Genomic DNA, 14,133 nt, shown 5'->3' with positions numbered 1-14,133 from the left:
GGTTCCGGGCCTTCAGGAAACGGGCAATCGGCCGACTTTCGGCTGTTCATAGGGACAGCCTTGGCCTTCTGTTCGACTCTCGTTCGACCGTGGCGCGGGTGAGTCAGGCTACGGAAGCCGATGCGGAGGCGCGGGACGCCGGGGTGTCGGCGTCGATCGCCTGCCGGATGCTCGCCGCGACGGCGGGGTGCACGGGCAGGGCCAGGTGCCCGATGCCGGTCACGGGGACGTTGTGGGCGCGCAGGTCCGGGTGGTCGACGCAGGCCGTCTCCGGCGGGACCATCACCTGGTCGAGGTCGCTCCAGAAGCCGACGAACCTGGTACGGCAGCCGGGAGCGGGCTGCCTGAGCTCGGCGATCACGTCCGAGTCGGGGCGCATCTGGCGGACGATCGGGTGCGTGTTCATCAGCGGGGCCACGCTGGTGCCGCCGTGCGGCGAGCCGAGGGTGACCAGGGTGCGTACGCGGTGGTCGCCGCCGCGGTGCTGTACGTAGTACCGGGCGATCAGGCCGCCGAGGCTGTGCCCGACGATGTCCACATCGCGGTGGCCGGTGCGTTCGCAGATCTCCTCTATACGGAGTGCGAGCAGCTCGGCGGCGGCGCGGATGTCGCGGGTGAGGACCGAGTAGTTGAGCGACTCGACGTGGTGCCTGCCGTGCCGGGCCAGGGAGCGGCGCAGCAGGACGAAGACCGAGCGGTTGTCGATGAAGCCGTGCAGCAGGACCACCGGCCTGCCGGTGTCGGCGGACGGGAGGCGCGGTGTCCGTGGTGTCCGTGATGTCCGTGGTGTCTGTGGTGTCTCCGGCGGCTGGGTGGCGGGGTGGCGTTCCTGGGTGATGCCCGAGGGGTAGAGGAGCAGGTGCCCGGCGAGGACGGCCAGCTCCAGCGCGGTCGCCTTGAGCAGCGCGACGGAGATTCCCAGGCGCTGGGCGGGCTGTGCCTGGCCTATGCGAAACAGGATGGGCAGGACCCTCATAGCCGACCTCCGAACGGCACGCGGAGGGCGGCTCTGTCCCCCGTGTCCCCCGTGTCCCCGTGAACGTGTCCCTTCGTGTGATTTCCCCCTCCCTCTTCACCGCGAAACTGCCGGGTAGGGGATGCTGGGGATAACGTTCGTTCACGTCTTCCGGGGGCGTGGCGGGTGCATCTCCGTTCGTCTCGGTGCATCCCGGTATATCTCGGTATTCTCGGTAACGTCGGTACATGGAGGCAGTGATGGGTGTGGCAACCGGCCCGATCCGCGTGGTGGTCGCCAAGCCAGGTCTCGACGGGCACGATCGCGGGGCCAAGGTGATCGCGCGTGCGCTGCGCGACGCGGGTATGGAGGTCATCTACACCGGTCTGCACCAGACGCCCGAGCAGATCGTCGACACCGCGATCCAGGAGGACGCCGACGCGATCGGCCTCTCCATCCTCTCGGGCGCGCACAACACGCTGTTCGCGAAGGTGATCGAGCTGCTGCGGGAGCGCGACGCGGAGGACATCAAGGTCTTCGGCGGCGGGATCATCCCGGAGGCGGACATCGCGCCGCTCAAGGAACAGGGCGTATCGGAGATCTTCACGCCGGGCGCGACGACGGCGTCGATCGTGGACTGGGTCCGGGCGAACGTACGCCACCCGGCCGAGGCGTAACCGGGGTCCCGGCCCCGCGCGTTCTGTTTGTTGTGGGTCGGGGGTGGGGTGGGAGGTACGTGCTCACGGCGACTGGTTGCCCGGAAGCTGCGAACCGCGTGCTGCCCAGGTCACAGTCCCCGCTCCGCTCGCACCCCCCACCCCACCCCCTCACCTCCGTGAGCGGCCGCGGGCCGGTGGGGGTACGCGGTCCACCCCCTCACGTCCGTGGGCGGCTGGCGGACCAGTCAGGTTTCGGTTGGTTCGTTCTCCAGTTCCGCGCGCATCGCCGCGCGCAGCCGCAAGGTGCTCACCAGCCGCTGGAACGCCTCCGACCAGTACCCCACCGCGCCCGGCGCCCCGTCGTCCGGCTCGTCCGGTATCGCGGTGAGGGCCTCCAGGCGGTCGGCCTCGTCCGGGTCGAGGCAGCGCTCGGCCAGGCCCATCACCCCGCTGAAGCTCCACGGGTAACTTCCCGCGTCCCGCGCGATGTTGAGCGCGTCGACCACGGCGCGGCCAAGCGGCCGCGACCACGGCACCACGCACCCGCCGAGCAGCTGGAACGCCTCGGACAGCCCGTGCACCGAGATGAACCCGGCGACCCAGTCGGCCCGCTCGGCGGCGGGCAGCACCGCCAGCAGCTTGGCGCGCTCGGCGAGCGACACCGCGCCGGGCCCACTCGCGTCCGGCACACGCCCTAGCAGCGCGCGGGACCAGTGCGCGTCGCGCTGGCGCACCGCGGCCCGGCACCACGCGCCGTGCAGCTCGCTCTGCCAGTCGTCGGCGACCGGCAGGGCCACGATCTGCTCCGGCGTACGGCCGCCGAGCCGCGCCGTCCAGGAGGCGAGCGGGGCGGACTCGACCACCTGGCCGAGCCACCAGGCGCGGCGGCCCCGGCCCGCTGGCGGGTTCGGTACGACGCCGTCGCGCTCCATCGCCGCGTCGCACTCGTGCGGCGCCTCCACGGTGAGGGTGCCGTCGGAACGGTCGAGCGCCACACAGGACGCGGCGCGCGCCGCCATCCGCGCCGCGAGCGCCGAACCGGGCAGCGCGGAGAGCAGCTCGGCGGCGGTGGTCCGGACGTTGCGGCCGCGGTCGGTGAGCGCCTGCTCCAGGAAAGGTTCGTCGGCGTCGGCCAGGCCGGTGCGCAGCGAGTCGAGGAACATCAGCCGGTCCTCGGCCCGCTCCGCGGTCCAGGTCGTGGCGAGCAGCTCGCGCGCGGCGTCGGGGTCAGCCGCCCGTACGGTGCTGAGCAGCGCCACCCGCTCCGCGAACAGGCCCTCCTCCCACAGCCGTCGGACCGCGGCGGTCTCCTCAGGCGCGGGCAGTGCGGTACCGCCGGGTGCGGCGCGCAGGGCGAACCGCCAGTCGGGGTTGAGCCGCGCCAGCCACAGCGCGCGCGGCCCTGCGAGGGTCAGCGCCTGCGGCCGCAGGTCCGTACGTCCGCGGGCCGCGTCCAGCAGCGCGGGCAGCAGCTCCGGTGGCGCGGCGAAGCCCCGCTGGTTCGCCAGGGCCAGCCACTGCGGCAGCAGCTCCGTCAGGTCGGGAGCCGAGCCGCGCCGCCCGCCTGAGCCGCCCCCGGTGCCGGGACGGCCGGAGAGCAGCGTCGCGAGCCGTCGCTTGGCGGCGTCCGGCAGCGTGGGCCGCGGATCGGGCGCGGCGGGCTCGGGCGGCGCGGCCGCGGGCGCGGGGCGCAGCCCCGCCCTGCGCCGCACGGTCTGCGCGGCCGCCGCGTCCAGCAGCGCGCCCGCCGCGTCCTGATCCGGCGCGATGCCCGACGGCGTACGCCGCTCAGTCCCCAGCAGCGCCGCGGTAACGAGCTCCTCCCACCGCACGCCCGTGTCGGGGCTGGCAGCGGTTCCCGCACTGACCCCGGTGCCGGCGGCCGTGCCTGCGTCGGTGCCGGGGCCGGTCCCCGTCCGCGTACCGCCCCCTGTGCTGGTGGCAGGGTCGGGGGCGGTGTCCGTGTCGGCGGCGCTCATAGGGTCTCCTGTCGGGGTCGAACGAGCTGGTGCCGGTGCCGTCGCCCGGTACCGGTGTGTGCTGGCCCGCCGTGATGTGGTCTGGGCCGACAGGGCCCAGGGCCTGTCGTCAGCACAGGGGGACCGCGTCGGAGGTCGGGGCGGTCGCGGGGTCTGGCCAGGCGGTGAGCGGGGTGAAGCCCCGGTGGCCGCACTCGCCGAAGACCGTGACGGGCGCGCCGCCCGAGAGTGCGGCGAGCTTCCACAGGCCTGGGCGTGACAGTGCCGTGGCGGACAGGGGGAGTGCCGACTTGCCTTCCGCGTCGGCCAGCTGCCAGGTGTCGCCGGTCGGTGTCGGTATCACCCGGTCCAGGGTGACCGGCCAGGAGTCCAGCCAGGGGTCGTCGCGCAGCGCGGTCCCGTAGGCGGCCGCGGCCTCCTCGGTGTCCATCCCACGCGGGCGCGCCCGCGTGGGTTCCGGCGCGGCGAACCGCTCGCCGAGCCCCGCGCGCAACTGCCCGGCCCCCGGATACGCCGACAGCTCGGCGTCGAGCGCCAGGCCGACCGGCAGCGCGAGCTCGGGCGCCCGCCCGGCCGCTCCGAAGGACAGCAGCAGTGCCGTACGCCCGGACTCGATGCCGTGCAGCCATATCCGACGCGCCGTCAGCTTGGCGTCCACCGTGTCGTACTGGGCGAGCACCAGCCAGCGGTCGCGCACCGGCGGGCCGTCGGGTGACGCGGGCAGCCCGACGCGTGCGCGGACGGTCGCGGCCAGCGGCTCGGGCAGCCGCTCCCGGCGCAGCCACGCCCGGTCGAGCAGATGCAGCAGCGCGCACTCCTCAAGCAGCCGCACCGGCCAGTCAGCGCCCGACGCGGGTATGGCGCCCAACTCCCGTACCCGCGAGGCCAGCCCCGGCGCCTGCGAGTCGACCATGCGCCGGGCCGTCTCCTCCCATATCCCGTACCCCGCCTGCTCCGCCGCGGCGAGCCCGCCGCGGAGCAGATCGGTCAGGCGCTGCTCCAGCTCCGACGCGCCCGCGGTGATCCGCTCGGCCCTGCGCTCCGCTCTGCGCCTGGCCGCCTCCGGATCGGCGGACCCGGCCGCGCCCGCCGCCCCGGCGTCGCCCCGCTGTCTTTCCGCGCGCGCACGTCGGCCGGTCAGCCACTGCTCGGCCCACTCGGGCGGCGCGGCGTCCGGTACCGTGCCGTCCGCTCCCGCCCACAGCAACAGCAGTCCCAGCGCGTGCTTGCACGGGAACTTCCGGCTGGGGCAACCGCACTTGTACGCCGGGCCCGTGGTGTCCACGACCGTCTGATACGGCTTGCTGCCGCTGCCTTTGCACAGCCCCCATATCGCCCCCTCGCCCGAGCTGCCCGTCTCGGACCACGGCCCGGCCACGCCGAGCCTGCTTCCCGCCTTGCGTGACGACGCGTCAGGCGCCAGTGCCAGCACCTGCTCCGCCGTCCAGCGAACCCCCTGCTGAGTCATGTCTCCGACGGTAGGTCCCGCCACTGACAATCGCCCTCGACAGGGCTCTGACCTGCGTCGGAGGTCGATTGTCAGTGGCGTGGTGCACGGTTGTTCGCACAGCCGGAGAGTTGCCGGAGACCCGGAGGGGGACCCATGACCGAGCCTGTCGACTCCACCACGATCAGCTCGCCCAGCACCGCCGCGCCCGGCGCGGACACCGTGTCAGACGCCTCGTCAAGCGCCGCGCTGCGGCCGCATGCCGAGGACGCGTTCGCGGACGAGCTCGCGGCGCTGGCCGCGGCCGACGACCGTCCGCGGCCCGCCCGTTGGCGTCTCTCGCCGTGGGCGGTGGCCACCTATCTGCTCGGGGGCGCACTCCCGGACAGGACGGTGATCACACCCAAGTACGTGGGCCCGCGCCGCCTCGTCGAGGTCGCCGTCACGACACTCGCCACCGACCGGGCGCTGCTGCTGCTCGGCGTGCCCGGCACCGCCAAGACCTGGGTGTCGGAGCATCTGGCCGCGGCGATCAGCGGCGACTCCACGCTGCTCGTACAGGGCACGGCCGGCACACCGGAAGAGGCCATCCGCTACGGCTGGAACTACGCGCAGCTGCTCGCGCACGGGCCCAGCCGGGACGCGCTGGTGCCCAGCCCGGTCATGCGCGCCATGGCCGACGGCATGACCGCGCGGGTCGAGGAACTCACCCGTATCCCGGCCGACGTACAGGACACGCTGATCACGATCCTGTCCGAGAAGACCCTGCCCATCCCGGAGCTGGGCCAGGAGACACAGGCCGTCCGCGGCTTCAACCTGATCGCCACGGCGAACGACCGCGACCGCGGGGTCAACGACCTCTCCAGCGCCCTGCGCCGCCGTTTCAACACCGTCGTCCTGCCGCTGCCGGAGAGCGTCGAGGCCGAGGTCGACATCGTCTCGCGCCGCGTCGACCAGATCGGCCGCTCGCTGGAACTGCCCGCGGGCCCCGACGGCATCGACGAGATCCGCCGCGTCGTCACCGTCTTCCGCGAGCTGCGCGACGGCGTCACCGCCGACGGGCGTACGAAGCTGAAGTCGCCCAGCGGCACCCTGTCCACCGCCGAGGCGATCTCGGTCGTCACGGGCGGTCTCGCGCTGGCCGCACACTTCGGCGACGGGGTCCTGCGCCCTGGCGATGTGGCGGCCGGAATCCTCGGTTCGGTCGTCCGCGATCCGGCGGCCGACCGCGTCATCTGGCAGGAGTACCTGGAGGCGGTCGTCCGCGAGCGCGACGGCTGGAAGGACTTCTACCGTGCCTGCCGGGAGGTGACGGCGTGAGCGCGACGAAGGAGTCCGGGGGCGGCCCCTGGGTGCTCGGGGTACGGCACCACGGGCCCGGCTCGGCGCGGGCGGTGCGGGCCGCGCTCGCCGCGCGGCGTCCCACCGCCGTGCTGATCGAGGGCCCGCCCGAGGCCGACGCGCTGGTGGAACTGGCCGCGGACGAGGAGATGCGACCGCCGGTCGCGCTGCTGGCCCATGTCACGGACGAACCGGCGCGCTCCGCGTTCTGGCCGTTCGCCGAGTTCTCACCCGAGTGGGTGGCGATCCGCTGGGCCCTGGACCACGACGTACCGGTCCGCTTCATCGACCTCCCAGCGGCCCACACGCTGGCACTCCGGCCGGATGAGGAGGAAGAGGAGGAGGGAAGCGCGCCGCCGGACGGTCATGTTAAGCGGCCTGGGGAGGGTGCTGGTCGTGGGGCGAGCGGCGACGGGGTGCGGGGGGATCCGTTGGCCGTGCTTGCCGGGGTCGCGGGGTATGACGATCCCGAGCGGTGGTGGGAGGACGTCGTCGAGCACCGGAGGGACGAGGGCACGGCTGCCGACCCGCTCGCCCCGTTCGAGGCGCTCGGGGACGCCATGGCCGCGCTGCGTGAGGAGTACGGACACGGCGGCGGGCACCGGGAAGCGGCGCGCGAGGCGCACATGCGGCTGCGGCTGCGGGCGGCGCGACGCGAGTTCGGGGACGGGGTCGCGGTCGTTTGCGGGGCCTGGCATGTGCCCGCGCTGCGGGCGAAGAGCACCGTCAGCGCCGACCGCGCCCTGCTCAAAGGCCTGCCCAAGGCCAAGGTCGACCTGACCTGGGTGCCCTGGACTCACCGCCGACTGGCCCGCGCCGGTGGATACGGCGCCGGGATCGACTCGCCCGGCTGGTACGCGCACCTCTTCGGCGCTCCCGACCGGCCCGTCGAGCGCTGGATGACCCGAGTCGCCGGACTGCTGCGCGACGAGGACCGGCCGGTGTCGTCGGCCCATGTCATCGAGGCCGTACGGCTGGCCGACACGCTCGCCGCGATGCGCGGCCGGCCGCTGCCGGGCCTGACGGAGGCGACCGACGCGGTGCGGGCCGTGATGTGCGAGGGCTCCGACGTTCCGCTGGCGCTCGTACAGGACAGGCTCGTCGTCGGCGACGTCCTGGGCGAGGTGCCCCCCGCCGCGCCCGCCGTGCCGTTGCAGCGCGACCTGACCCGGCTGCAGCGCACCCTGCGGCTCAAACCGACGGCGCTGGAGCGCGAACTGGAGCTCGACCTGCGCAAGGAGACCGACGCCGCGCGCGGCAGGCTGCTGCACCGGCTGCGGCTGCTCGGCGTGGACTGGGGCGAGGCCGCGCGGTCGGCGCGCGGCACGACCGGCACATTCCGGGAGACCTGGCGGCTGCGCTGGGAGCCCGAGCTGGCGGTGCGGGTCGCCGAGGCGGGCGTCTGGGGCACCACCGTGCTGGCCGCGGCCACGGCGAAGGCCGAGTCGGACGCGGTCGGCGCGGTGAGACTGGTCGAGGTCACCGAACTGGCCGAGCGGTGCCTGCTCGCCGAACTGCCGGACGCGCTCCCGGTGGTGATGCGGGTCCTGGCCGACCGCGCGGCCCTGGACAGCGACGTCGGCCACCTCGCCCAGGCCCTGCCCGCCCTGGTCCGCGCCCTGCGATACGGGGACGTCCGCGGCACCGGGAGCCAGGCCCTGGCCGAGGTCGCCGCGGGCCTCGCCGAGCGCGTCTTCGTCGGCCTGCCGCCCGCGTGCGCGGGCCTGGACGCCGACGGCGCGGCCGAACTGCGCGACCACGTGGACGCGGTGCACACTGCGGTGGGACTGCTCGACGACGCCCCGGCCCTCCAGGGTCCGGACGTCCGAGGGGCCGGCATCCGGGGGCGCTGGCACTCCGTGCTGCGGGTGCTCTGCGGGCGGGACACCGTGCCCGGCGTCCTTCGCGGGCGTGCCGTACGGCTGCTGCTCGACGACGGTGAACTGAGCGAGGACGAGACGGCGCGGCTGATGGGCCTCGCCCTGTCACCGGGCACGCCGCCGCCCGACGCGGCCGCGTGGATCGAGGGCTTCGCCGGGGGCGGCTCCGGCGGCGGCATGCTGCTGGTGCACGACGGGCGGCTGCTCGGTCTGCTGGACGGCTGGCTGAGCGGGGTTCCCGCGGAGGGCTTCACCGACGTACTGCCGCTGCTGCGCCGCACCTTCGCGGCGTACGAGCCGGGAGTGCGGCGCACACTCGGGGAGCTGGTACGCCGCGGCCCCGAGCCGGCGGGGGCGGCGCGCCCGGCGGACGCGGCCGCTCCGGGGTTCGCACCGGAACTCGACCAGGAGCGCGCCGACGCCGTCCTGCCGGTACTCCGGCTGCTGCTCGGCACGGATGACGTGGACGCCGCGCATGCCGACGACCATGCCAGCGATCATGCCAACGACGTGGTGGAGGTGGCCTGATGGGCACGATGGACGAGCGGCTCAGGCGGTGGCGGCTGGTGCTCGGCGGGGACTCCGCCGACGGCACCGGACGCGCGCTGACCGGCCGGGACGCGGCCATGGACAAGGCGCTCAGCGCGCTCTACAGCCAGGGGGAGCAGCGAGGGAAGGGGCGGGACACCGGGCGTGCGAGAGGCGCGGGCCTGGGGGCGTCGGCGCCGTCCGTCGCCCGCTGGCTCGGGGACATCCGGACGTACTTCCCCTCGTCCGTCGTCCAGGTCATGCAGCGCGACGCGATCGACCGGCTAGGGCTCTCCGCGCTGCTCCTGGAACCGGAGATGCTGGAGGCCGTCGAGGCGGACGTACACCTCGTCGGGACGCTGCTCTCACTGAACAAGGCCATGCCGGAGACGACCAAGGAGACCGCGCGCGCCGTGGTCCGCAAGGTGGTCGACGACCTGGAGAAGCGCCTCGCCACACGCACCCGCGCCACCCTCACCGGCGCCCTGGACCGCTCGGCGCGGATCAACCGGCCGCGCCACCGCGACATCGACTGGAACCGCACCATCGCGGCCAACCTCAAGAACTACCTGCCCGAGTACGGCACGGTCGTGCCCGAGCGCCTCATCGGCTACGGCCGGGCGTCCCAGTCGGTGAGGAAGGAGATCGTGCTCTGCGTCGACCAGTCGGGCTCGATGGCCGTGTCCGTCGTGTACGCCTCCGTGTTCGGCGCGGTGCTCGCCTCCATGCGGTCCGTCCAGACCCGCCTGGTCGTCTTCGACACCGCCGTCGTGGACCTCACCGACCAGCTCGACGACCCGGTGGACGTCCTGTTCGGCACCCAGCTCGGTGGCGGCACGGACATCAACCGGGCGCTCGCGTACTGCCAGTCGCAGATCACCCGCCCCGCGGACACCGTCGTCGTTCTTGTCTCCGACCTCTACGAAGGAGGCATACGCGACGAGATGCTGAAGCGCGTCGCGGCCATGAAGGCGTCGGGCGTGCAGTTCGTGACGCTGCTCGCGCTGTCGGACGAGGGCGCACCCGCCTACGACCGGGAGCACGCGGCGGCGCTCGCCGGGCTCGGCGCACCGGCGTTCGCCTGCACCCCGGACCTCTTCCCGGAGGTGATGGCGGCGGCGATCGAGAAGCGGCCGCTGCCCATACCGGACACAGCGCGCTGAGAGCCGTGCCCGCCGCGGCTTCCGAGCGCGCCGTGATCCGCCGTCCGGCCCACAATCTGTGACTGTAATCACCGCTCGAGTGTGACCTGCGATTTAGGGCCCCAGCTCCTGCGGCGATAATCTGCGAGACGGACATGCCGCGGCCACGGTCACCGTGTACGCCTTCCCTGTGACGGTGCAGTCACGTTGCCCTTCGCGGCACGCCCACGCAGACAACGAATCGCAGAGCGGCGAGAACACTGCTCGCGAGACCACTGAAAAGGGATGGACGCGCGTGGACCTGTTCGAGTACCAGGCGAGGGACCTCTTCGCCAAGCACGGTGTACCGGTGCTGGCCGGTGAAGTCATCGACACGCCTGAGGCGGCGCGCGCGGCGACCGAGCGTCTCGGCGGCAAGTCCGTCGTCAAGGCGCAGGTCAAGGTCGGTGGCCGTGGCAAGGCCGGTGGCGTCAAGCTCGCCGCGACCCCGGACGAGGCCGTCGCCCGCGCGACGGACATCCTCGGCATGGACATCAAGGGCCACACGGTCAACAAGGTGATGATCGCCGAGACGGCTCCGGAGATCGCTGAGGAGTACTACGTCTCGTACCTCCTCGACCGCACGAACCGCACGTTCCTCGCCATGGCGTCCGTCCAGGGCGGCGTGGAGATCGAGGTCGTCGCGGAGGAGAACCCCGACGCCCTCGCGAAGGTCCCGGTCGACGCCAACGAGGGCGTCTCCATCGAGAAGGCCCGCGAGATCGTCGCCCAGGCGAAGTTCCCGGCCGAGGTGGCCGAGCAGGTCGCCGAGATCCTGGTGACCCTGTGGACGACCTTCATCAAGGAGGACGCGCTCCTCGTCGAGGTCAACCCGCTCGCCAAGGTCTCTGACGGCCGCGTCATCGCGCTGGACGGCAAGGTCTCGCTCGACGAGAACGCCGACTTCCGCCAGCCCGGCCACGAGGCTCTTGAGGACAAGGCCGCAGCCAACCCGCTCGAGGCTGCCGCCAAGGCCAAGAACCTCAACTACGTCAAGCTCGACGGCGAGGTCGGCATCATCGGCAACGGCGCGGGGCTCGTGATGAGCACCCTCGACGTCGTCGCGTACGCCGGTGAGAAGCACAGCGACGTCAAGCCCGCCAACTTCCTCGACATCGGCGGCGGCGCCTCCGCCGAGGTCATGGCGAACGGCCTGGAGATCATCCTCGGCGACCCGGACGTCAAGTCCGTGTTCGTCAACGTCTTCGGCGGCATCACCGCCTGCGACGAGGTCGCCAACGGCATCGTGCAGGCCCTGGCCCTCCTGAAGTCCAAGGGCGAGGACGTCACCAAGCCGCTGGTCGTGCGCCTGGACGGCAACAACGCCGAGCTGGGTCGCAAGATCCTCTCGGACGCGAACCACCCGCTGGTGCAGCGCGTGGACACCATGGACGGCGCGGCCGACAAGGCCGCCGAGCTCGCCGCAGCCGCGAAGTAAGGACGAGGGACTCCCACACCATGGCTATCTTCCTCACCAAGGACAGCAAGGTCATCGTCCAGGGCATGACCGGCGCCACGGGCATGAAGCACACCAAGCTCATGCTCGGTGACGGCACTGACATCGTCGGCGGCGTGAACCCGCGCAAGGCCGGTACGTCCGTCGACTTCGACGGCACCGAGGTCCCCGTCTTCGGGACCGTCGCCGAGGCGATGGAGAAGACCGGCGCCGACGTGTCCGTGCTCTTCGTGCCGCCCGCCTTCGCGAAGGCCGCCGTCACCGAGGCGATCGACGCCGAGATCCCGCTGGCCGTCGTGATCACCGAGGGCATCGCCGTGCACGACTCGGCCGCGTTCTACGCGTACGCCGTCGAGAAGGGCAACAAGACCCGGATCATCGGCCCGAACTGCCCCGGCCTGATCACCCCCGGCCAGTCCAACGCGGGCATCATTCCGGGCGACATCACCAAGCCGGGCCGCATCGGCCTGGTCTCGAAGTCCGGCACGCTGACGTACCAGATGATGTACGAGCTGCGGGACATCGGCTTCACCTCGGCCGTCGGCATCGGTGGCGACCCGGTCATCGGTACGACGCACATCGACGCCCTCGAGGCGTTCGAGGCCGACCCCGACACCGACCTGATCGTCATGATCGGCGAGATCGGCGGCGACGCCGAGGAGCGCGCGGCGGCCTTCATCGAGAAGAACGTCAGCAAGCCGGTCGTCGGCTACGTCGCGGGCTTCACCGCGCCCGAGGGCAAGACCATGGGCCACGCGGGCGCCATCGTCTCCGGCTCGTCCGGCACCGCCCAGGCGAAGAAGGAGGCCCTGGAGGCCGCGGGCGTCAAGGTCGGCAAGACCCCGACCGAGACCGCCGAGCTGGCGCGGGCGATCCTCACCGCCTGAGCCGCACGGTAGGCGCTGGTACGTATGCGATGGGCCCGCACCCCGGCAAGGGGGTGCGGGCCCACGCGCGTACGCGGACCCGTGGCCCGTGTGCGGGCTCAGCGTGCCTGGGGGGTCAGGCGTTCCGGGCCGTTCGCCAGTTCCGCCCGCAGCTTCTTGTGCAGCTCGTTGTCCCGCTGGGACAGCGGACCGGGCCCCATCCGAGGTGGCACGCCGCTGATCGACTCGCCCGGCGCCCGCGCCGGTTCGTAGTGGCGCGGCGCGGTCGCCAGGGTCAGCGCGGAGGCCCCGACGATCATCGTGGTGAAGGCGATCGCCGCGCGGGTCCAGAACCGCGACCGGCGCTCGCTCGCCGTACGGACCCGGCGCGCGGGCTCGGCGGTGAGCCGCTCGGCCCCGGCCAGCTCGGTGAGCCGCCGGTGCAGTTCCGCGGGCGCCGACAGCTCCGGCAGCCGCTCGGCGACGGCCTCGCGGGCGTGCAGCAGCCGGTTCGCCGCGGCCGGGGTGCTCGCCTCCGTCTCGGCCGCGGTCTCCGGCAGGTCGAGCCCCACGCCGTCGTAGAGCACCAGCGTGCGGCGGTACGGGGCCGGGAGGCTCAGCAGCGCCTTGAGCAGCTCGCGGTCGTCGCGTGCGGCGGGCGGCGGCTCCGGGTATCGGTGTCCGCGGCGCAGCCGATGCCAGGGCGACAGGGCGTACTCGTACGCCGCGGCCCGTACCCAGCCCGCCGGGTCCCGGTCGACCGCGACCTCCGGCCAGCGCTCCCACGCCTGGTGGAAGGCCCGCTCGACGGACTCCTTCGCCAGCGCGCGCCGCCCGGTGAGCAGATAGGTCTGGCGTACGAGTCCGGGGGCGCTGAACGCGTACAGCGCGTCGAACGCCTGGGCGGGGGTGAGCGGGGGCGGTACGGGCGCGGCGTCGGCGTCAGCCTCGGCCGGGGCGTCGGTCGCGGCGGCGTCGGCCGGGGCGTCGGTCGCGGCGGCGTCGGCCGGGGCGTCGGTCGCGGTGTCCGGCGGGGCCTTGGGCGGGGCGGCGGGGTTCTGGGGCATGTCGGACTCTCCACACCGTGGCCGTCGGGGGCCGTAGGACCGTTTTCCGCACGGGGGTGCGCGCAGGGCGCGCCAGCTCGACGCACCTCACCGTTCGGAAAAGTACATAAACGTATCTTGGGCGACACTTCCGGTATTCGCCTGTTACGTGGCGGGAGCGCGTGTCGTTGGGAGCATGGCCGCGTGCCGCACACGACCGATCGCACCCGTCGCGCGAACCCGTTCGCCGCCCTGTTCCCCGCCCTGCTCCCCGGCCCGTTCCCCGGCCTGTTCTCCGGCCTCGCCAGGCGTCGCCGCGCATCCGGCGTCGCCGCGGCGCTGCTCGGCGGCGCGCTCGCCGCGGGTCTCGGGCTCGGCGCGCTGGCCGTCCTGGTGATGGGGCTGTGGATCAGCTCGCCCTATCCGGACAGCGGTCCTTCCGGGGCGCTGCACGTCGCCGCCGGAGTGTGGCTGCTCGCCCACGGCACCGAACTGATCAGGACCGACACGCTCTCCGGCGCGCCCGCGCCGATCGGGCTGACCCCGCTGCTGCTGGTCGCGCTGCCCGGCTGGCTGCTGCACCGGGCGGCCCGCGACGCGGTGTACGCCGGGGACGGCGCGACCGCGCCGCGCGGGGCGCTGTGCGGGGTGGTCGCGGGATATCTGCTGGTCGGCGCGGCCGCGACGGCGTACGCGACAGGGGGGCCGCTCCGGCCGGACGTGCCCAGCGCCGCGCTGCACGTGCCCGCCGTCGCGGTGCTCGCGGCGGCGGCCGGGGCGTGGACCGGGCACGGC

General features: G+C 73.4%; 11 protein-coding genes. 7 read left to right on the top strand and 4 right to left on the bottom strand.

Annotation, left to right across the window (positions count from 1 at the left end; translation table 11 throughout):
• Positions 1-103 precede the first annotated feature (103 nt).
• Positions 104-976: an esterase/lipase family protein gene (locus ACX6XY_RS25785; protein ID WP_460335451.1), complete on the bottom strand. Its 873-nt coding sequence runs from the start codon at positions 974-976 to the stop codon at positions 104-106.
• Positions 977-1,215: 239 nt separating this feature from the next.
• On the opposite strand from ACX6XY_RS25785, the gene ACX6XY_RS25780 reads away from it, so the two are divergent.
• A complete protein-coding gene (locus ACX6XY_RS25780) occupies positions 1,216-1,632 on the top strand; it encodes a cobalamin B12-binding domain-containing protein (protein ID WP_460335448.1) in 417 nt (138 codons plus the stop codon).
• Between the two features lie 227 nt (positions 1,633-1,859).
• Here the strand turns inward: ACX6XY_RS25780 and ACX6XY_RS25775 are convergent, their stop codons facing one another.
• Both ACX6XY_RS25775 and ACX6XY_RS25770 read right to left on the bottom strand, forming a co-directional pair.
• Positions 1,860-3,593: a DUF5691 domain-containing protein gene (locus ACX6XY_RS25775; protein ID WP_460335445.1), complete on the bottom strand. Its 1,734-nt coding sequence runs from the start codon at positions 3,591-3,593 to the stop codon at positions 1,860-1,862.
• A gap of 109 nt (positions 3,594-3,702) precedes the next feature.
• Positions 3,703-5,061, bottom strand: coding sequence for an SWIM zinc finger family protein (locus tag ACX6XY_RS25770; RefSeq protein ID WP_460335442.1), 1,359 nt, complete (start codon positions 5,059-5,061; stop codon positions 3,703-3,705).
• Between the two features lie 135 nt (positions 5,062-5,196).
• On the opposite strand from ACX6XY_RS25770, the gene ACX6XY_RS25765 reads away from it, so the two are divergent.
• From ACX6XY_RS25765 to sucD, 5 genes are all read left to right on the top strand, one after another.
• Positions 5,197-6,360 (top strand): ATP-binding protein, encoded by a 1,164-nt coding sequence (locus tag ACX6XY_RS25765; protein ID WP_460335439.1) that lies wholly within the window; start codon positions 5,197-5,199, stop codon positions 6,358-6,360.
• Entirely contained in the window at positions 6,357-8,789 is a 2,433-nt protein-coding gene (locus ACX6XY_RS25760) for a DUF5682 family protein (protein WP_460335436.1), read from the top strand. The genes ACX6XY_RS25765 and ACX6XY_RS25760 overlap by 4 nt, the downstream gene beginning before the upstream one ends.
• Positions 8,789-9,952 carry a VWA domain-containing protein gene (locus tag ACX6XY_RS25755; protein WP_460335433.1) on the top strand — a complete coding sequence of 388 codons (1,164 nt, stop codon included), beginning with the start codon at positions 8,789-8,791 and terminating at the stop codon, positions 9,950-9,952. Before ACX6XY_RS25760 ends, ACX6XY_RS25755 begins: the two co-directional genes overlap by 1 nt.
• A 274-nt stretch (positions 9,953-10,226) precedes the next feature.
• Positions 10,227-11,408: an ADP-forming succinate--CoA ligase subunit beta gene (gene sucC, locus ACX6XY_RS25750; RefSeq protein WP_460335430.1), complete on the top strand. Its 1,182-nt coding sequence runs from the start codon at positions 10,227-10,229 to the stop codon at positions 11,406-11,408.
• A gap of 20 nt (positions 11,409-11,428) precedes the next feature.
• Complete coding sequence (sucD, locus tag ACX6XY_RS25745) at positions 11,429-12,313, top strand: succinate--CoA ligase subunit alpha (RefSeq protein WP_460335427.1); 885 nt, start codon at positions 11,429-11,431, stop codon at positions 12,311-12,313.
• 98 nt (positions 12,314-12,411) lie between these two features.
• On the opposite strand, the gene ACX6XY_RS25740 is transcribed toward sucD, so the two are convergent.
• Positions 12,412-13,359, bottom strand: a complete 948-nt coding sequence (locus ACX6XY_RS25740) for a SigE family RNA polymerase sigma factor (protein WP_460335424.1) — start codon at positions 13,357-13,359, stop codon at positions 12,412-12,414.
• Between the two features lie 243 nt (positions 13,360-13,602).
• Between ACX6XY_RS25740 and ACX6XY_RS25735 the strand changes: the two genes are divergently transcribed.
• On the top strand, positions 13,603-14,133 hold a 531-nt coding region (locus tag ACX6XY_RS25735), incomplete at its 3' end, for a cell division protein PerM (RefSeq protein WP_460335508.1).

The sequence above is a fragment of the Streptomyces sp. O3 genome, assembly GCF_054788135.1.
Note: the sequence above shows the minus strand (reverse complement) of the source record. Positions and strands in the feature narration are given on the sequence as shown.